Raw genomic sequence first — 19,876 nt, 5'->3', positions numbered from 1 at the left:
ACATTTGCAAATTGGTTAAGCCGTACGTTTTAAAAAGAAACGTTCCCCTGCAAAGATTAACAGGATAAATACAAAGGATACACCGACAACAAATAAGTCAGAGTTTATTTTTACCCAAATAAATGCAGCGAGTATGACGGCATCCAATGACAGCGCGGTCAACACGATCACTGAATTCGCTCCCACTTTTTCGCGCAAATGCTTGAACACGCCCCAATGGATAATCATGTCCATAACCAAGTATAAAATTGCTCCCATTGAAGCAATTCGACTCAAATCGAAAAAGATGGTTAGGAACATCGCCAATACAATCGTGTAAACCAAGGTATGTTTTTGAATATCTCCTGGCATACCGAAGTGTTTGTGAGGAATCAGTTTCATATCTGTTAACATCGCTAACATTCGAGATACAGCAAATACACTTGCGATAATTCCAGAAATTGTTGCGATGATGGCAATACCTACAGTAAACCAAAGTCCATAGTCTCCAAATGCAGGTCTAGCCGCTTCAGCAAGTGCATAATCTTTTGTTTTAATAATTTGGTCCAACGGCAAATTACTTGAAACTGACCATGCAATTAATAAGTAAACAAGCAAACTAATTGAAATCGAAATCATAATGGCTCTGCCAACATTTTTCTTAGGTTTGGTTATTTCAGAACCACTATTGGTGATCGTTGTAAACCCTTTAAAAGCTAAAATTGTTAACGCTACAGCAGCTATGTAACTAGCGATTGTAGGATCTACCGAATTCCCTCCGCTTTCTGCAGGTGCAAAAGAAAATCCAGCAACGCTTAATCCTCCTATCCCAAAAACAGCTAGTCCCGCAATTTTTAGTAGTGACGCTATGGATGTAAACGACTGTATAAAGCTATTGCCAGAAATATTTACTAGAAAAGCAAAAGTTAGTAACCCGACCCCTAATAGTGGTACAAGATAACTTGATTGATCCACATCAAAAAGTTGTAACGTATACGTCCCAAATGTTCTAGCAACCAAACTTTGGTTAATGACCATTGAAATTGCCATTAATAATGCAGCAGCAGCTGTAATTGTCCCTTTCCCATACGCTTGGACTAAAAACATGCCAATTCCACCGGCTGATGGAAATTCATTGCTCAATTTAATATAAGAATAAGCACTAAACGCTGTGACAATCCCACCCGCAATAAATATTAACGGGAACCAAGCTCCTGCAAGTTGCGCGACTTGTCCGAGTAAGGCGAAAATTCCTGCGCTAATCATCACGCCGGTTCCTAATCCGACGGCCCCCGTTAAGGAAATACTATCCTTTTTATAATCTGCCATTCTCCATTCCTCCATTCTATGTACAAGCATTATAACAAATGAACCATGCTACATTTCGATGAAAAGTTAGCTGTCCACACTGCTTTGCGATTACTTGAATTTTCCCTAGACAACTTTTAGTTAAACAGGAATATGAAAATTCGACACAAACTGCACATTTAAATAGTTTTATGTATATAGTGAGAAGTTGAACTTGCACACAGCCATTTTATAAATACGACACAACATTTGGTTTTAGCCTAGAGTGACATTCACTTCTGCTGTAAACTGATTTATACGAGATACTTTTTGGAGGCATTTCTTATGGAGAATATCATTGCTTACCTTGAACAGTATGGATATATCGTTTTGTTCGGAGCACTACTTCTTGAACTGATTGCTTTTCCTATACCTGGCGAAGTCCTTATGACTTACAGCGGATTTCTTGTGTACCAACATGATTTAAACTGGGTTTATAGCATAATCGTAGCAGGTGCAGGTACTTCAATCGGAATGACCATTTCCTATTCTATCGGCCGCAAATTAGGAGCACCTTTTTTCACCAAATATGGACACCATTTTCATATGGGACCAGCAAAAATCAGTAAGATATCCGTATGGTTTAATAAACACGGAAATAAGTTGTTAATCGTTGCGTATTTTATACCGGGGATTAGACATATTACAGGCTATTTTTCCGGCATTATTCAAATACCATTTCGACTATATGCCTTATATGCATATAGTGGCGCTTTTCTTTGGGTCAGTCTATTTATAACATTCGGCAAAATTTTAGGTCCCGAATGGGAACAATTTCATAGTTCGATCAAAAAATATTTCTTCATAGCTGCTATATTCGCAATTGTTTTTTTAGTCGGAATGTATCTATACAAAAAATACAAAGCGCAGTTCCATGATTACGCCACTCGTTTTTTGGAAATTTCTTTATACTTAATGCATTCGCGTAAAAAGGTCGCCATTTTATTAATAAGCACAGCAATAGTCACTTTTGGTTTATTTCTTTTAATGATTGGCTTAATACAGGACTTTTTAGGAAATGAATTTCAAGATTTCAACGACATTACGGATCTAATAATCCAGTTTATTTTTACTGAATCTTGGTCTACTTTCATCTTGTTTTTTTCGTTCCTAGGTTCAAAAAACACCTTGATCACAATTCTTCTATTTATTGTTTTGTGGATTTTACGGAAAAATATCGATATAGTTCCCCGATTATTATTCCTATTGGTGGTCGTTGGAGGTGGAGAAATATACGAAGAATTGATAAGAAAAATATTTCATCATTTTTCTCCTCTAAATCAAACACTAGCAAACCTTTGGTATTCATTTCCGAGTGAGCAGTCTTTAATGACCTTAGTGATTTATGGTATTGTCGTCTTTATCTTAGTTAAAACCATCGAAAAGGTTTGGATACGCACATTCTTTCCTTTTGTCCTATTAATTCTTTTGATTTTAATTGCTTTAAACCGCATGTTTTTAGAGGTAGAGCTTCCAAGTGATATTTTAGCGGGCTATGTTTTTGGGGGTGTGTGGCTTGGGCTTACAATTTTCACTTTTGAGTTTCTGCTGTTACTAAAAAACTTGAAAATTAAAGATGGTGCTTTAAAAAGAAAAGCTAATTTATAAAAATATATTTTTATAATCAAAGGAAGAAAAGTGATGAACAGATATCACTTTTCTTCCTTTTTTCTTTCTATTAACTTTGGATTCTTTAAGGAAACTATGCATTTTCTATGGAGTTTATCTCGTAAAAGGAAAGGGAAATTTTATAAAGTATCAGAAAATAACGGATTAAAAAATTACAATCAAAGCTAGATTGGGAAAGGACAAATTCTATGGAAAAGCCAATTGTAAAAGATCATGTGTTAAAACCACAAAACGATCGAGATCGCTTGAAAATCATTGTAATTTTGGCTGTGCCTGCAGTAATAGAAAATTTCTTTCAAACGCTGCTAGGTTTTGTGGATACTTATTTTGTGTCTCAAATCAGTTTAGCCGCCGTTTCAGCAGTAGGGATTACCAATGCGGTACTTGCTATTTACTTTGCACTTTTTATGGCAATCGGAGTTGCAGCCAATGTACGGATTGCTAACTTTTTAGGGGCAAATCAGCCGGAAAAAGCTAGACACATTTCTCAGCAATCTATACTACTCGCAGTTCTTTTGGGGATTTTGACGGGTATCGCAACGTGGTTTTTTGCTGAGCCACTTCTACAGTTAATGGGCATTGAAGATGAAGTGTTGGAATTGGGTACCTTATACTTTCGAATTGTCGGTATCCCTTCAGTCATAATGTCCTTAATGTTTGTTATGAGTGCCATCTTGAGAGGTTCAGGTGATACTAAAACCCCAATGATGATTAGTTTTGTTATTAATGGGATTAACGCATTGCTCGATTATGTATTAATTTTCGGGTTTTTATTTATTCCGGAACTTGGCATTGTCGGTGCAGCAATTGCTACCGTTGTCTCGCGTTTAATCGGTAGTTTTGCTCTTTTCTTTTACATCAATAAAAATCGGGTACTCGCATTTAGAAAAGATTATTGGCAATTAGATAAAGACCATTTACTTGAACTCTCCTCTTTAGGGGCACCTGCCGCCGGAGAACGTTTAGTTATGCGAGCTGGCCAAATTGTCTATTTTGGATTTGTTGTAGCACTTGGCACTAATGCTTTTGCAGCGCACCAAATAGCTGGTAACGTCGAAGTGTTTTCTTACATGATAGGATATGGCTTTGCTACAGCAGCTACTATTCTTGTGGGTCAACAAATTGGAGCAGGAAATTTAGATGAGGCGAGAAAGTATGCGAAGTTGTCTATCCAGTTCACTGTTTTTTGTATGACTTTATTGGGGGCTGTCTTGTTTTTCTTTGGAGAATGGGCAGCTGCTTTCTTCACAGAAGACCCTGCGGTAATTAGTGATATTGGTACTGCTTTAAAAATTTCAGGTATCTTTCAACCCTTTCTTGCTGTGTTATTGGTGTTAACTGGATCGTTCCAAGGAGCAAATAACACAAAGTTCCCGATGTATTTAACTGCAGTTGGTATGTGGGCTGTTCGTACAGTTCTCGTATATTTATTAGGAATCCGGTTAGGCTTCGGATTAGCTGGTGTTTGGATTGCAATAGGAATTGATATTGCATTTCGATCAGTCGTGTTAGTGATTCAATTCCAACGCGGTCAATGGATGACGCTTGAAAAAGCACCTGAACCCGAATCTCAATGTCACCCACAAACTAATAAAGAAAATATGTCTACTAATTCAAATAATTATTAAAAGAAACCAAGGAGGCGTTTTGTTTGAATATTAATCATCACCAACATCATGAAGAAAATAGCGGAGCTTCTGAAGTACAAGTAAATACGACATACAATTCCGGACGTGTGACCATCACAATTAGAGATCTACACAATCAACCGGTGGATTTAACCGAAACACATGAAAAAAAAATACATTTAATTATTGTCAGTTCAGATTTTGAAAACTTTATACACGTTCACCCTATTGAAAACGAGTCTGGCGATTACGAAGTGGATGTGAATTTACCTGAAGATCGTTACCTTACATTTGTGGACATAAATCCCGTTGGATTGAATTATACGATTGAACCAAACACAATAACTGTCGGGGAGAGTTCCCACACTGCTGAAATAAATTGGGAAACTCTTATTGAAAGTGATCGTTCAACAAAAGAGTTTGAAGGTAAAAAAGTTACATTTCAAAGACCACAACTAATTGCTGGTAAATCTGCTACATTATCTTTTGATTTAAATAATGAGACTCCTTTACCTTATTTAGGTGCTTTAGGTCATGTGGTTGTATTAGATGAAAATGGAAAACAATTTCTACATGTTCATCCCACATCTAATGATCAAACTGTTTTCGAAGCCAACTTTCCTTCGGCAGGATTTTATAAATTATGGGCTGAATTCAACTTTTCAGATACGGGTGTTATGCACTTTCCGTTTGCTGTCAAAGTGTTTTCTAACGAATAGGAACAGCTAAATTTTTGAACTACACATTTAAGAAAAAACAAGTAGCGATAAATTTCGCTACTTGTTTTTTTAGCAGTGCCGAGAAGTCAGCAAGAATTGTTGACGTTAAATCTTATGAAATTTAGTTCAGCTTGATTTTCTGCTATAAACTAGCATCGAGATACCATCCGTCACAGTTGCACGATCAAGATGTAAATCGATTTTGGGATTATCACCTTTAAACAACGTCCGTCCCCGTCCTAAAATGGTTGGAATAATTCCGATAATGTATTCATCTACAAGGTTAGCATTCACAAATGGTTCAGCAAGAATACCTCCCCCGTATAACCAAATGTCTTTGCCTTCTTTTTCTTTTAATGCCAAGACAACTTTACAAACATCACCTTGAATAAATTCTACATTATCTCTTTTCTCAAGCGCTCTTGTCGTTGCAACTAAGATTTTCTTATCGTCATACGTATCAAGATTGGTTAATACTACATCTTCGTATGCTTTTGAACCCATAACGATGGTATCGATACTGTCCAGAAATTCGGCAAAATCAAAAACATCGGACGTATCGTTTTTGGTATCTCCATGCCCTACAATCCAATCAAATCCCCCGTGCTCATCTGAAATAAAACCATCTAAGCTAATGGCTAAATTCAAAATTAACTTTCTCATTTAAAATTCCACCATCCTTTTCAAATCTCTCGATAAATGCTTACTATTGTTTTTTAATTAACGCATATAAGAGAACTTTTTTATCGCCTTCAACATATTCTCTCACAAATTCTAATGAAGATTTCTCGAGAAGCCTAATTGACGGCACATTTTCCTTATAAACTTCAGCCGTTATTTCTTTTGCCTTTAATTCAGTTAAACAATAAGTGACGAGGCCTTCTAAAATTTCGAGGCCATAACCGCTTCCCCAATATTCTTCAGAAAAGCGATAGCCTATTTCAAAACGAGTACTTGCTTTGTTTATGACTGCACATGTGCCGATTAACATATCCATATTATCAGACTTTCTCACAACACCCATGATTTGTTTATTTGTGTGATTTAGCGTATATATCTTAAGAATATTTTCTAGCTCTTCTCTGTTTTCTTCAATTGTTTTTGCTCTACCTAGTGTATGTTTCATCACGCAGTGATTAGTTTGCATGTTATTAAACGCCGTAAAGTCGTTCTGCACTAACTTTCTTGCAATTAATCGTTCTGTTTTAAAATACAAAATATGAGACCTCACTATCTTCTAGTTAGAAAAATTAACTGTTCAAAATTTAACTCGTTTACAGTGCATTAAATGCGCGAAGAATTTTCAAATTAGTGAGCGTTAGCACACCTTGCCATTCCTGTTTTGCTACTTCCCACTCTTTTTCAAATTGCCCCCATTGCCATGTAGGATTCCAATAGCCATCTTTAGTTTGCCTTTGAATTACATATGTTAAATTTTCTGGAATTATTTCTTTAAATAAATCGTAAAAATCAGAGTTAGGTGTAGAAACAACTTGAAGAGGTTGTAGGCTATATGAGTCCCATTGATTTGAATCTGTTGTTACACATTCTTTTAAAATGTCGCTTAATTTATGATAAATAACAGCCTGCTGCGACGCAGGAAGTTGTTTATACAGTTTTAAAAAGCTAAGCAACTCATGCGGTTCATATGTGGTTAAGTTATTTAAATAATTTAATGCACGGGATGTGATTTCTTCTAAGAAATCCGCCGGTACTAAGCTCTGATAATGATGGAGAAGTCCAATGATTTCAGCGGTCGGATTGCCCCATGCCCAATTTTCACTGTAGTTCCACCAAATCGCTCGCGGTGCATTTTCAACAGCACATGGGACGATTTGCCACCCTTGCTTTTCTTGGTTAAACGTATTTAGTAAATATTGAATGCCCTTCTCCACTGTTACTTCTGTCTCTGTTACGCCAATATCGCTCAAAAGATGCAATCCAACCGCAGTCGCCAAAGCTGAAGATTCCTCACAGCGAAAATCCGATTCCAAGCCATAACCAAATCCACCATCTTTGTTCTGAAATTTTTTCACTTCACTTAAAACAGCCTCAGAGCTACCACCTTCAAATTCCCATGCAAATAAAGTCCGTTCTAAAGGTCGTGCTGTTGTTTTTAAAAACAAAGCGGCTTTTTCAAATTGATCAAGAGATAGTTTATTCATATAAAATACCCCATTCCTATTTTTGTCACCAATTACTTGAGTTTAAATAAGCAGTACCTACTTACCCTTAACTATTAGTAATTCAATTGTTTTTTCCTTATTCCTCCTTACTAGCCTAAAATCATCTGTCTCTTCTCTTTATGAGATGCAAAAAGCTGTCGAGTCTCATCAGAGTCGACAGCTTTTCAGTAGAATAAAAGTTTAGACAATGCCAAACAATGTATAGATGATAATGACAACAAAAACAGCTAAAGTTTTGATCAACGTGATGACAAAAATATCACCGTAAGATTGTTTATGCGTCAGTCCAGTGACCGCTAGCAACGTAATAACTGCGCCGTTATGCGGCAAAGTATCCATCCCGCCTGATGCCATTGCGACGACCCGGTGCATAACTTCTGGGGGGATATTAGCGGCAACTATGGCTTTATTGAATTGATCGCCCATCGCACTTAACGCAATCCCCATTCCGCCAGAAGCAGATCCTGTGATACCTGCAAGAGCACTAGTAGTAACCGCCCCATTAACTAATGGATTGGTGAAAGTTCCTGATATGCTGTCACTGATCTTCGCGAAACCAGGAAGTGCTGCAATAATGCCACCAAATCCATATTCAGATGCCGTATTCATAACAGCTAATAATGATCCATTGATGCTCGTATTAAGACCATCTTTCATGTTCTCCATAACTCGCTTCCAATCGAAAAGAAGTGCTGCAAGAATCCCTGCTACTAGTGCAATTTCAACCGCCCATATTGCTACATTTGAGGTGACGTCGATTGAATAGTTATCGAGTCCTAAAGCCGCAAAGTCGAATCCGTTTGGATACCACCCCGGAATAGCTCGTACCAAATAACTGTTCATTACTGCAACCAAAACCAAAGGAACAAATGCTAAAAGCTGTTTGGTTTTAGAATTGCTAGAAGACAACTCTATACTAGGGTGGTTTTCTTTATCTAGTGTGTCACTAGCAGACTTTTCGGTAAATCCACCATAGCCTTCCCCAGCTTTTTTCGCCTGTCTGCGTCTGAATTCCAAATAAGATAACCCGGTAAACAAAACAACTGCGCCACCAATAATCCCTAGAAGTGGTGCAGCATAGATATCCGTCCCAAAAAATGAAGTTGGGATGACATTTTGAATTTGTGGCGTTCCTGGCAGTGCATCCATCGTAAACGTAAATGCCCCGAGCGCGATTGTCGCAGGCATAAGTCTTTTCGGAATATCTGCTTGCTTAAACAATTGCACCGCAAATGGATAAATCGCAAAAACAGCAACAAATAAGCTAACGCCGCTATAAGTTAAGATCGCTCCTAAAATGATGATGGCAAGCATCGCTTGTTTCGCCCCAATAAACCGGACAATTGTTTTCGCAATCGATTCTGCGATGCCTGACATTTCAATAATTTTACCAAAAATAGCACCTAGTAAAAATACAGGAAAGTAAAGCTTGATAAAGCCGACCATCTTGTCCATGAAAATACCTGAATAGAACGGCAAAATATTTGCTGGATCAATCAAGAAAACTGCCAATAACGCACAAAGTGGCGCAAACAATATCACCGAAAAACCTTTATAAGCCACGAACATTAACAATCCAAGCGCCAATAAAATAATCAATAAATCCATCATTCTTCCTCCAAAATAATTGCGATTTTCATAAGAAATGAACGAATGCGACATACTTTATAGATTAGGCAATCTAATTGTGAACCTATTTTGAATCATCTCATTTTTAGCTCGATTTAATAATTTTAAAATAATATTAAATCGAAAGTATATTCACATATCCACCTAAAATATAAATCTCTGCTTTCAAACACACTTATAGATGCTTAATTAAATAGCAAAAATAACAAAAATACAAGAAAAAATGTAAATATCGCAATTATTTTTTATTTTACTATTTATCATATATTTATTTCAATATATCTTTATTCGTGTATAATAAGTCCTTGCTTCGGCAAAATAATAGATTCACAGATTAGAAAGAGGAGAGAACATATGTTAAGCATTCTTATCGGATTAATCCTATTGATGGCACTTGCCTATTTGGGATGGTCTATTATATGGGTGGCTCCATTAGCAGCAGGAGTCGTAGCACTTTTAAGCGGACTAGACGTTTACTCAACCTATACAGATACGTATATGAATGGGTTAGTAAATTTTGTTCAGAAATGGTTCCCGATCTTCTTACTGGGTGCAGTATTCGGTAAATTGATGGAAGAAACAGGAGCTGCGAGAGCTGTCGCTAAGAAAGTCACTCAATTAATTGGGGGGAAACGTGCGATTTTAGGCGTACTTATCGCATCTGCGTTATTGACTTACGGTGGCGTCAGTTTGTTCGTTGTCGTTTTTGCTGTTTACCCAATTGCGCTTGAATTGTTCCGTGAAGCAAACGTTACACGGAGACTTTTAGTTCCTACTTTTGCGCTTGGCGCATTCACATTTACAATGACATCAATGCCTGGCACACCACAGATTCAAAACTTAATCCCGATTGCTTACTACAATACAACGCCAACAGCGGGTCCAATTATTGGAATCGTTACTACGTTGATCATGGCAGTTGGAGGTTATGCCTGGTTAGCATACCGAGAGAAAAAACTTTCGGCAAAAGGTGAAGGTTTTTCTATGCGTGAAAAAACAGGTGCTTCAAAAGACGACGAAAGTTCTACACCAAATTGGCTCTTGTCACTAGTACCTCTTATTGTAGTTGTCATCCTTTTGAATGTTGTAAAACTCGAGCCGATTTATGCATTAATGCTAGGTATTGTCAGCATTATGTTAATCAATGTGAAAGATTATAAGAAATTTATCTTCTCGATTAACGAAGGTGCAAAAGGTTCGGTGATGGCTATCCTTAACACTAGTGCGGCTGTTGGTTTTGGAGCTGTCATAGCAATCGTGCCTGCTTTTGACAACATTACAGAATGGCTACTCAATGTATCGGACAATCCTTTGGTTGCTCAATCGTTAGCGATTCAAGTTATGGCCATGATTACCGGTTCCGCTTCAGGTGGTATGGGAATTGCACTTAGTACACTAGGTGATACGTTTTATAACTTGTCGCAAACTACTGGTATCAATCCAGAAGTTTTCCACCGCATGGCTTCTGTAGCAGCTGGTGCATCTATATTGCCAAACAATGGTGCATTACTGACCTTGCTAGCGGTTACAGGATTAACTCATAAAGAAACATATAAAGATGTCTTTGTTGTAGCATTGGTTATCCCAACAATCGCTGTAATTGTCGGCATTATTATGGGCGGTATTGGCTTAGTATAGCCCCGCCAAACACTGATCACACTAAAATATATTATATGGAGGAATTTAACATGGTAGAACAAAAAGTCGTAATTATTACTGGATCCGCTCGCGGTATCGGTTTTGAAATTGGAAAACATTTCGCAGAAAGTGGAGCAAAAGTTGTTTTATCAGATATTAATAATGAAGTATTACAAGAATCTGCTCAATCATTGAGAAACGATGGCTTTGAAGCAATTGGCGTTAAAGCAGATGTAACAAGTGAATCAGAACTTCAAAACTTGGTTGCAGAAACAAAGAAAACTTATGGTCGCGTTGACATCGTCATTAACAATGCCGGTTTACAACACGTATCACCTATCGAAGAGTTCCCGACAGCTAAATACGAATTGATGCTAAAAATCATGTTAACAGCACCGTTCATCTTAACGAAAACGGTTTTCCCAATCATGAAAGAACAAGGATTTGGCCGCATAATTAACATCTCTTCTATCAATGGTTTAATCGGTTTTGCTGGCAAAGCTGCTTACAACAGTGCTAAACACGGCGTTATTGGCTTGACAAAAGTTGCTGCTTTAGAAGGAGCAGAACACGGCATCACAGTTAATGCAATTGCACCGGGCTATGTCGATACACCATTAGTACGTGGTCAAATGGCTGATTTAGCTAAAACGCGTAATGTACCAATCGAAAAAGTACTTGCAGAAGTTCTTTTACCACTTGTGCCTCAAAAACGTTTGCTTGACGTTGCTGAAATTGCAGATGCCGCTTTATACTTGGCAAGTAACAAAGCGAAAAGCATCACTGGCCAAACAATTGTCATCGATGGCGGTTACACAGCACAATAACTTTATAAACCAAAAGGCGCGATAGGCATCAGCTGAAAAGCTGATGCCTATCGCGCCTTTGTTATAGGAACAATTGGTAAAATCAAAAGTTACCTAATATGCTCAGCGTAAATGACTGAAATTAGACGAAACAATAAAGAAACTCCTTCATTTTCCATGCTACTAGACAAACAATACCAAGAAAGGAATAATAATGGGACATATGTCCTTTCGGTATTTTTTTGCTGCTTGTACAGTTAGCAGGATATAAGGAGTGTGAATCGAATGAAAGGTATATTTTTTGCATTGGCAGGAGGTTTTTTTCTGACGTTTCAAAGTGTCGCAAACGCCGCCATCAGTTCGCAAATCGGCACATGGCAAGCTGCCACCATGACCCAATTTACTGGCTTTATCTTAGCATTAGCAATCGTCTTGGCATTAAAAGATCGGTCGTATCAACAGCTGACACAGGTCTCGCCGCTTTATGCATCAGGCGGTATGCTAGCAGCCATTGTGCTGTTCAGCAACATGACAGCGATTCACCGCTTGGGCGTGACACTGACGATTGGCGTGTTTTTAATTGCACAACTGATCACAGCCGTACTGATTGACTCTAAAGGTTGGCTGGACATGTCAAAAAAAACCATTGGTCGCAATCACATCCTCGGTGTTGCCTTGATGATTGCAGGCGTCATTGTCTTGAAATGGTAAAGGAGTGTCTATTATGAAAAAAGAAACTGTATCCAGTTACCTCAATCAATACAACTTGAGCACGATGTTCCCTGATCGCGTACAACAAGCCATGAAATTGGAAACTTACACAGGTGGTAACCGGTTGTTTTCACAAGGTGAGAAATCCGACACGCTGTATTTGCTAGTTGAAGGAAAATTAAAAGTATCAAGGTTATCACCGGAAGGTAAAAGACTTATATTGGCATTTAAATCTCCATTTGACTTTGTTGGAGATATTGAATATATCCGAAAATGTACGCTGATTAATACAGTTGAAGCCGTTACCACAACAACGGTCATTCGCATTCCGTACGAGGCCCTGGAAAATGATATGATGAACAACGCGAAATGGCTACAGTTTTTGCTAGAGACGATTACCCACAAATTCGAGGTCAAATCGCATGCTATGAATTTCAGTTTGTTATATGCAGTCGATGTTCGGGTGGCTAGCTACTTACTGGCAATGACACCAGATGATACCACGCTCGACTCTACTTCACTCGTAGACATGGCAGATTTAATCGGCACAAGCTACCGGCATTTGAATCGGGTATTGAAGCAATTTGAAGAACAGGGCTGGATTTTGAAAAAGCGCGGGAAAATTAAAATAACTAATCGCGACTCAATGCTGAAACAGTTGGGCCACAATATTTACGAATAGGGGGAAATTTCATGGCAATCGGCATACTGCTAGCTTTTCTAGGTGGCGCATTCGTCTGCGTCCAAAACACCTTTAATGCGAACGTCAAAAAAAAGGTAGGTGTCTGGTCGACGACCGCCCTTGTTCTTCTTCTCGGCTTTGTCGCTTCATTGTTAGCAGGACTCGTTTTCGAAGGAAAAACTCTTTTCCACTTTCAAGCCGAGCCGTGGTTTTGGTTCAGTGGCATTATCGGCGTTGGAGTTGTCGCTTCCGTTACTCAAGGCGTCCAGAAATTAGGACCGAGTGCAGCCATCTCACTGGTCATGATCTCTCAAATATTTTTCGGGCTTGTTTGGGATACGCTTGGTTGGTTCGGCCTTGAAAAAGTCCCTTTCACTTGGCAGTCTCTTGCTGCACTTGTGTTAATCGCAAGTGGTGCATTGCTGTTTCAACTTGGACCTAAGTCAACAACAAACCGCACCACTTCTTCTGATGTTGCACAAACGAGCCGTGTGTGACAATCACAATTACGGCTTTTATATTTTCGAACTAAGTAGAGAAAACCCCAACAACCTGAACTTATCAGAATTGCTGGGGTTCTCTCTATTTTTCACACTTGAGTTAATTATCTCGAGAAGAGGAAACTCGGCGCGCAGTATCCTATTTGAATATAAATAGATAATTTATTATTCTTTTTCTTCTTAAATCGGCTTTTGAACAGCAAGTTGAATCACATGAGACAAGCCATTATGTAAAGTTCCTTCATTTCTTATGACTTCCCCTGTGAAAAAATGAACGATTCGGTAGTCGGTAAATGCCGACAACACTTCTTCTGCCCGATATAGAAGTTGTTCTGTTTTCGGTCCACCTGTCCCATAGTGGAGTTGATCAACAGAGTACACTTCCATTAAAAATAACCTCCTGGTTTTAACGCACGTCTTACCCCTTCGAATGTTTGCTGCTGGACCTCTTTTGGATAATGACCAAACACACAAATAATTTCGTCCCATTTGTTTTCTGGCCATATGGCTTGCGACAAATCTACCAATTCGGTTGAAACAGTTACAGAACGATCTTTTGCGAGTTGCACTGTTTTATCTAAGCCACTTTGTGCAATATCCCAGGAAGTAACCCGCATTCCTTGTTCCGCAAGATATACGGCATTGCGTCCTTCGCCTTCTGCTATCGCAAGGGCATCCCCTGAAAGATTAAAGTTTGGATGGGTATTTTTGATGAATACGTTCGGTTCTGTTCCGTACAAATATTCTTTAGTTTGAAAACGTTCATGCCAAGACGTCATACTTCTACCTCCTAATTTGGTATTGCTTTAATCATACTTGCCAAACAAAAAAAGATGAAAAGATTGTGCATTCCGATATAATGGAAACCGTTGAGTATAATACGGATGGAGAGATTTTTATGAAACAGAAGGCCCGATTGGACTTACCACTATGAGCTATGTCCCGATATTTCACTTAACGATACCGTCCATATGGGTTTCAGTCTTAATCGCAGCTGCATTAACAAGTTTTTTATTGCGCTTTGCATTAAAAGAAAAAACCGGTGACTGGTTATGGAATGCGGTGTCACTATATATCCTCATCTGGAAGCTAAGCTACATTCTATTTAATTTCGAAAATTTCCTTGAAATGCCTTTATCTATTCTTTATTTTAATGGTGGTTTATACGGTCATTTATTAGGAATTGTTCTAGTAATCGTGTATTTAACGGTTACCTTAATTAAACAGCCGAAACTAGCTAACCAACCTGTATTTGCGTGGCTATTGTTTTTTGTATCTTATCAAGCTGTATTGCAGATCTTCGAAAACAATGTACTAGAAGCAATTTTTCATAGCCTTTTGCTAATAGTAAGTATTTTAGCTATCCGCTATCTTGTTAAGCGTGCAGATGTTCCGACAGATTTACTACTCGCAGCCTTATTTACATTAGAACTACTAATTGTAAGCGTATTTGCTCCCTTAATCTCTTGGCAAATTGCAACATTAGTTACACTTGCAGTGATAACGACTTTCTTTTATAACCGATTTACACAGAAAGGACAGATTGTATGATTAAAAAGGCACTTTTCGCAATTTTATTGTTAGCAGCCATTGCTATTATTGCCACTAACTTTATTGCAAAAGAAAACGAATCTACGCAATCTAAAGTAGAATCCAATCAGTCTGATACGACAGGACTTACGCTAGGAGCAGAAGCACCCGATTTTACATTAACCGATCAAAATGGAGAAACAGTTCGCTTGTCTGATTATCGCGGAAAAAAAGTGATTCTTAACTTCTGGGCAACTTGGTGTCCACCTTGCCGCGCGGAAATGCCGCATATGCAACAATTTCATGAAAACAATCCAGACGGGGACGTCGAAATACTGGCCATCAATTTGACCGCTCAAGACAAAGGCGACGAAGCCATCCGTTCGTTTATTGATGAGGTTGGTTTAACTTTCCAAATCCCGATGGATGAATCTGGAGAAGTGGCACAAGCTTACCAAGTGCGCACTGTCCCGACAACTTATATTTTAAATACAAAAGGCGAAATTGCCCAGAAGATAGTCGGTCCAATGGATGAACAGATTATGATTGATCAAACAGAAAGCATCGATTAAAACGAGCATTCAATAACTAATTTCAGCAAAATAATAGAAAACACCATTAACAAGTACATTATTAACCTGTACTTACATTGAAGGTGTTTTTCTTTTGTCCTATTTCATAAAATGTTAGTCTAACACGAAATACTTCTCAGTCAGTCTCATGTACTCGTCAATTGCATCTTTCAAAGGCTGTTGAGAAGCATGCCAAAATTCGCGCTTGGATATGTCTACATGTAAGAAGGTTTGTGCCAGTTGTTCGACTGTCATCCTTCCAGAGTTACGTAAAAGTTCATCATAACGTGCTTCAAAACCATTTGGTTCTAGATTCGCCATCTCATATATGCCGTTGCTAAACAAGTAGCCAATGGTATAAGGAATGTTGTAAAAAGGTTTTTCTGCATCATAAAAATGACTAGTATAAATCCATTTATAAAGTGCTAAATCTTCAATTTGCCCTTCATAAAAGGAGTTTTCTACACTACTCAACAATTCGTTTATTTCTAGGACAGATAATGGCCCTTGTTTTCTTTTCTCATAAAATGCTTGCTCAAAACGGAACATGTTTGGTACAGCTCCTACATACATAAGACCATTTTTGATTTTCATCTCTAGAAGTGCTAATTTATCTTGCTCATTGGTCGTTTGACCGATTACCGCATCTAGTACCAAATTCTCCATAAATGTGGAGGCAGTCTCAGCGACACTTATGCCAGTTTGTTGAGCAAGTGCTGGTTCATTGTGAATGATGAAATTATGATATGCATGCCCAAGTTCGTGAGCTAAGGTTAAGACATCTTGGTATGTCTCTCGATAAGTAAAAAATATACGACTTTCCTTCGATAAAGGCATAGAAGTGCAAAATCCACTTTCTGCTTTATTAGGGCGATTTTCGCTTTCGATCCAGTCTGCCTCAAACGCCATTTCTGCAAATCGTCCTAACTTTTCACTAAATCGATAAAATTGTGTCAAAATAATCTTTCTCGCTTCGTTATATGAAATTTTTTCAACAGGTGCAAATAATGGGGTAACTAAATCAAACCAACTAGCTCGCTTAGTTCGACTCAATTCAAGTTTCCGTTGAATATAAGTTATATAACTTTTCTTATTTTCATCAATAGAAGCGATTGCTAAATGAATCGTTTCTTCGTTTATATCGTTTTGTTCAACGGCTTCTTTTAATAAGTTCGTCCACCCTCGCTGTTCATATATATCTAAACGAGATCCAGCAATATGATTAAATACAGAAGCGAATGAAGCGGCTTCTGCTTCACATACTTCTTTAATACCTTGTGACGCATGCTTACGTAGTGTGTCGTCTTTAGAGTGAATCGCATAATTTAATGCCTGGCCAATGGAAACGGACTCTTTATGTCCCGCCACTTCTAGCAATATTTTTAATTTTGAAAGCATAAACTGTTGTTGCTGCTCCCAACCCTTTATGCCATTTACAGACATCACACTGATTAATCTTTCCATCTCAGCAGGTAAACGGTCACAAATATCTTTTTTTTGTTTTTCTAAATAAAAGGATATTGGTTGGATTTCTTTTAAATTGATAAACTCATTCCATGCATCTTCAGGCAATGATGCAAGAAGTTGGCTTACTTTTACTTTTAACGTGTCAATTTCTACTTTTAAGTTATCATTTTTCTCAATCAGGCTGATTGCTGAACTGTTATTGACATTTTCAGAATAGGAACAAAGCAAAAATTCATCAACTTCCTCCCACTCACTCAGTATCAACTGAAACTGTTGAACTATGGAAAGTAATGGTTGCAAATTCTGCTTTCCTATTGCCATTTTGTGTACTCTAATTTCATCATTTACAATATATAACTGATCCACTATACGACTTATTAGTTTAGCCAGTTGGATTGATCGACTTCCACCTTCGTATAAAGAATTTAAATTCCAGTTTTGTACGACTAATTGATTCACTGGTAGTCTCCCCCATTTTCAGTAATCCTCCTAATTGCGATAGGACTCACATAAGATTGATCATCTATACTTTTTTTCGAAAGCACTAGAATTAGCATGATTTCAAAATGACTACTGTAAATTAACAGAAACTAATTCGTCTTTATAGAATAACATTAATTCCCATAAAATAAATAAAAATTGTATACTTATTTCCTAATAATCAAAAAAAAGAAGCTTAACTATAAGCTTCTTCCCCAAATCTATCTATTTCGCATATGATTTCTTTATCATTCGAGCCCTTTTCGAATCTTTGGTGCTAAGAAAAGGTAAACAATCCCACTAATGAGCAAAACGATACCAGAATACATAAAAATCTGCGACCATGTTCCACTTTGAGATAAAATTAGATCGTTTCCTTTATAGGCCCAGTAAAAGGGATTCCAATAAAAGAATTTTTGCCACTTATCCCCTAACATTTCAATTGCTAAAACACCTGCAAGTAAAGGAAGAAACAGTATTTTAATACTGCCGGCTGCGGTCATTATGTCGCTACTAGTCAGTCCTTGGATAAAGCCTACTGAAATACTAAGTAAACTCGTCACGAGCAAAACTAGTAATAATTGCAACAGATTTACGGTGCCAAATCCTGTAATAACAATTAAAGAAAGAGTACCAATAATAGAAAGCAGTACTCCGATTACACTTTTTCCTAATACAAAAGTAAGTCTGCCAGCAGGCGTTAAGTTAATCGCACTTAATGTGTTATCTGCCTTTTCTTCAACGATATTCAATGCTATGAGCATCCCTCCAAGGATTGAAATCAGAAGAATCATTGTGTTTACTAATGTCTTTTTTAGAGGGGGTACGGTTCGTTCAAAATCGAATAACTCGCTATTGGTTTCTTCCATCGAAATATCCAACTCATAAAAACTATTTAATATTTTCGCATAATCGACAATGCCTTCAGGCTCATTTCCTTGTATCATTAAATAATAGCCACCGTTTTCTGGAACTATGCCGATTGTGGCATCTCTTTCTTCGACGCGTTGCTGCACTTGATCAATAGTTTTAAAAAGTTCTACTTCTGCAAATTGCTCTAAATAACTGATTTGACTAGGGTTATCTGCTTCTAATAATGCCAAGTCTACTGTTGTTTCGTTTATCCCAGGTGTAAAAAGATTGATTAAAACAGCAAGGAGAATTGGAATGAATAAGATGTAAAGTGCAATCGAATCTTTTAAGTTTACTTTCAAGTCTCTTGTGAATATTGCCCAGATTTTACGAATCATCGTTATCCCTCCTTACCCTAAAAGAGTTTTCTTATATCTTCGGTTTGAAATACTGAACAAAATTGCTCCAACCAATAGAAATCCTCCAGAAATAGTTAGCACGTATAACCAATCATTATTTCCGAGTAGTACCGATTTAAACCCTTCTAACATGGGATAGGTAGGGATTAGTTTTACGTAATCCGGATTCCAACTGGGGATAAAATAAGCAATATTGGGAAGAATCATTAACAACATAAACCCATAAATCGCCCCAAAAGCTTGTGTCACATTTTTGTAGAAGCTCGCTATTAAAAGCCCAAGGGATGACGAAAAAAAAGCAGTAGTTACTAGCAATAGCAGCAACAATAAGTAGTCAGGCTGTGTTCCCATTACAGGAATTATGACTAAAAAACTCGATAGTATTGTAGTTACTAGAATGACACCAACTTTACTCATCAAGTATTGCCAAACAGGAGAAGGTGTAACAGCATAAGCCATAATGACCCCTTCTTTTCTATCTAAGAAGATGTATGCAGCAATGATAAATAGACCCATAAGCGCCCCATTGAATACTAAAACTGAAGGCATCATATTTTCTTTATCTGATAACACAAGTGTATTGTCAGCTAATGGCTTTACGTCTTGATTGTTCATTGCAGCTTCTATGGTTTCATTGGACTCCACATGAAGTATTTTTAATAGGTTCTTAAACTTTTTGGATTCGTATCCTTGTAAGTAATATTCATAGTTTATCGCGTTATCACTATTTAATTTTACTACCGCAGCAATTTTCTTTTCTTTATCTGCCATATAGATGACGTCTTCACGGCTCGTTAATACGTATATTTTTTGATCCGTTGTGGTGTAAAGCATAGCTTCTTTCTCCTGCTTATCTACTTCAACTATGACAAGCTCTGCTTTTCCATCAATGTCTTCTTGTAAGATTTCTTGTAAAAATAACTCACTCGTTTGACTAGGCATATCAAAGTAGATATACTCCGTTCTTTGGTTATTAAAGTTATCGGGAACCAATAACAGAAATACCGCTAAAATGATTACCGCCATAAACAATTCGATGTAAAAGTAAAACCCTCGTGAGGCTAGCTTTAACTCTTTTATAAAGCTAGAAAAGAGTTTCATG

18 protein-coding genes and 1 pseudogene are annotated in these 19,876 nt (G+C 37.6%); 10 read left to right on the top strand and 9 right to left on the bottom strand.

The genetic code is table 11. From position 1 onward, the window contains the following. Nucleotides 1–15: 15 nt before the first annotated feature. The gene (locus BBI08_RS08420) at nt 16–1,308 is read right to left on the bottom strand and encodes an APC family permease (protein WP_008496361.1); all 1,293 of its coding nucleotides are present in this window, start codon (nt 1,306–1,308) and stop codon (nt 16–18) included. Between the two features lie 303 nt (nt 1,309–1,611). On the opposite strand from BBI08_RS08420, the gene BBI08_RS08415 reads away from it, so the two are divergent. The 3 genes from BBI08_RS08415 (at nt 1,612) to BBI08_RS08405 (ending at nt 5,302) form a co-directional block, all read left to right on the top strand. Continuing rightward, nucleotides 1,612–2,934: a VTT domain-containing protein gene (locus tag BBI08_RS08415; protein ID WP_065527969.1), complete on the top strand. Its 1,323-nt coding sequence runs from the start codon at nt 1,612–1,614 to the stop codon at nt 2,932–2,934. 209 nt (nt 2,935–3,143) lie between these two features. Then, nucleotides 3,144–4,583, top strand: coding sequence for an MATE family efflux transporter (locus BBI08_RS08410; protein ID WP_008496357.1), 1,440 nt, complete (start codon nt 3,144–3,146; stop codon nt 4,581–4,583). 23 nt (nt 4,584–4,606) lie between these two features. Next, entirely contained in the window at nt 4,607–5,302 is a 696-nt protein-coding gene (locus tag BBI08_RS08405; protein ID WP_083383303.1) for a hypothetical protein, read from the top strand. A 126-nt stretch (nt 5,303–5,428) separates the two neighbouring features. Here the strand turns inward: BBI08_RS08405 and BBI08_RS08400 are convergent, their stop codons facing one another. From BBI08_RS08400 to BBI08_RS08385, 4 genes are all read right to left on the bottom strand, one after another. After that, on the bottom strand, nt 5,429–5,965 hold the full coding sequence (locus tag BBI08_RS08400) for a dihydrofolate reductase family protein (RefSeq protein ID WP_008496354.1): 537 nt from the start codon (nt 5,963–5,965) through the stop codon (nt 5,429–5,431). 43 nt (nt 5,966–6,008) lie between these two features. After that, entirely contained in the window at nt 6,009–6,518 is a 510-nt protein-coding gene (locus BBI08_RS08395; protein ID WP_040850369.1) for a GNAT family N-acetyltransferase, read from the bottom strand. Between the two features lie 58 nt (nt 6,519–6,576). After that, the gene (locus tag BBI08_RS08390) at nt 6,577–7,467 is read right to left on the bottom strand and encodes a hypothetical protein (RefSeq protein WP_008496352.1); all 891 of its coding nucleotides are present in this window, start codon (nt 7,465–7,467) and stop codon (nt 6,577–6,579) included. Nucleotides 7,468–7,668: 201 nt separating this feature from the next. After that, nucleotides 7,669–9,096, bottom strand: coding sequence for a GntP family permease (locus BBI08_RS08385; RefSeq protein ID WP_201764024.1), 1,428 nt, complete (start codon nt 9,094–9,096; stop codon nt 7,669–7,671). Between the two features lie 375 nt (nt 9,097–9,471). On the opposite strand from BBI08_RS08385, the gene BBI08_RS08380 reads away from it, so the two are divergent. The 5 genes from BBI08_RS08380 (at nt 9,472) to BBI08_RS08360 (ending at nt 13,451) form a co-directional block, all read left to right on the top strand. Next, nucleotides 9,472–10,755: a GntP family permease gene (locus BBI08_RS08380; protein WP_008496350.1), complete on the top strand. Its 1,284-nt coding sequence runs from the start codon at nt 9,472–9,474 to the stop codon at nt 10,753–10,755. 50 nt (nt 10,756–10,805) lie between these two features. Then, nucleotides 10,806–11,582 carry a 3-hydroxybutyrate dehydrogenase gene (locus tag BBI08_RS08375; RefSeq protein ID WP_008496348.1) on the top strand — a complete coding sequence of 259 codons (777 nt, stop codon included), beginning with the start codon at nt 10,806–10,808 and terminating at the stop codon, nt 11,580–11,582. Between the two features lie 264 nt (nt 11,583–11,846). Then, entirely contained in the window at nt 11,847–12,272 is a 426-nt protein-coding gene (locus BBI08_RS08370; protein WP_065527968.1) for a DMT family transporter, read from the top strand. 13 nt (nt 12,273–12,285) lie between these two features. Next, nucleotides 12,286–12,954 (top strand): Crp/Fnr family transcriptional regulator, encoded by a 669-nt coding sequence (locus tag BBI08_RS08365; RefSeq protein ID WP_065527967.1) that lies wholly within the window; start codon nt 12,286–12,288, stop codon nt 12,952–12,954. An 11-nt stretch (nt 12,955–12,965) separates the two neighbouring features. Then, complete coding sequence (locus BBI08_RS08360) at nt 12,966–13,451, top strand: DMT family transporter (RefSeq protein WP_008496345.1); 486 nt, start codon at nt 12,966–12,968, stop codon at nt 13,449–13,451. A gap of 183 nt (nt 13,452–13,634) precedes the next feature. Here the strand turns inward: BBI08_RS08360 and BBI08_RS08355 are convergent. Beyond that, a pseudogene (locus BBI08_RS08355) lies at nt 13,635–14,233 on the bottom strand (class I SAM-dependent methyltransferase). 151 nt (nt 14,234–14,384) lie between these two features. Here BBI08_RS08355 and BBI08_RS08350 point away from each other — a divergent pair. Continuing rightward, a complete protein-coding gene (locus tag BBI08_RS08350) occupies nt 14,385–15,005 on the top strand; it encodes a hypothetical protein (RefSeq protein WP_008496344.1) in 621 nt (206 codons plus the stop codon). Beyond that, nucleotides 15,002–15,556: a peroxiredoxin family protein gene (locus BBI08_RS08345; RefSeq protein WP_008496343.1), complete on the top strand. Its 555-nt coding sequence runs from the start codon at nt 15,002–15,004 to the stop codon at nt 15,554–15,556. The genes BBI08_RS08350 and BBI08_RS08345 overlap by 4 nt, the downstream gene beginning before the upstream one ends. Nucleotides 15,557–15,670: 114 nt before the next feature. On the opposite strand, the gene BBI08_RS08340 is transcribed toward BBI08_RS08345, so the two are convergent. The 3 genes from BBI08_RS08340 to BBI08_RS08330 form a co-directional block, all read right to left on the bottom strand. Continuing rightward, nucleotides 15,671–17,482 carry a M3 family oligoendopeptidase gene (locus BBI08_RS08340; RefSeq protein ID WP_065527966.1) on the bottom strand — a complete coding sequence of 604 codons (1,812 nt, stop codon included), beginning with the start codon at nt 17,480–17,482 and terminating at the stop codon, nt 15,671–15,673. A gap of 269 nt (nt 17,483–17,751) precedes the next feature. Beyond that, nucleotides 17,752–18,753 carry an ABC transporter permease gene (locus BBI08_RS08335; RefSeq protein WP_008496340.1) on the bottom strand — a complete coding sequence of 334 codons (1,002 nt, stop codon included), beginning with the start codon at nt 18,751–18,753 and terminating at the stop codon, nt 17,752–17,754. A 12-nt stretch (nt 18,754–18,765) separates the two neighbouring features. Continuing rightward, nucleotides 18,766–19,875: an ABC transporter permease gene (locus tag BBI08_RS08330; protein ID WP_008496339.1), complete on the bottom strand. Its 1,110-nt coding sequence runs from the start codon at nt 19,873–19,875 to the stop codon at nt 18,766–18,768. Nucleotide 19,876 lies beyond the last annotated feature (1 nt).

The sequence above is a fragment of the Planococcus halocryophilus genome (assembly GCF_001687585.2).
Classification (GTDB): domain Bacteria; phylum Bacillota; class Bacilli; order Bacillales_A; family Planococcaceae; genus Planococcus; species Planococcus halocryophilus.
The sequence above is the reverse complement of the archived record's forward strand: the minus strand, read 5'-3'. Positions and strand labels throughout refer to the sequence as shown.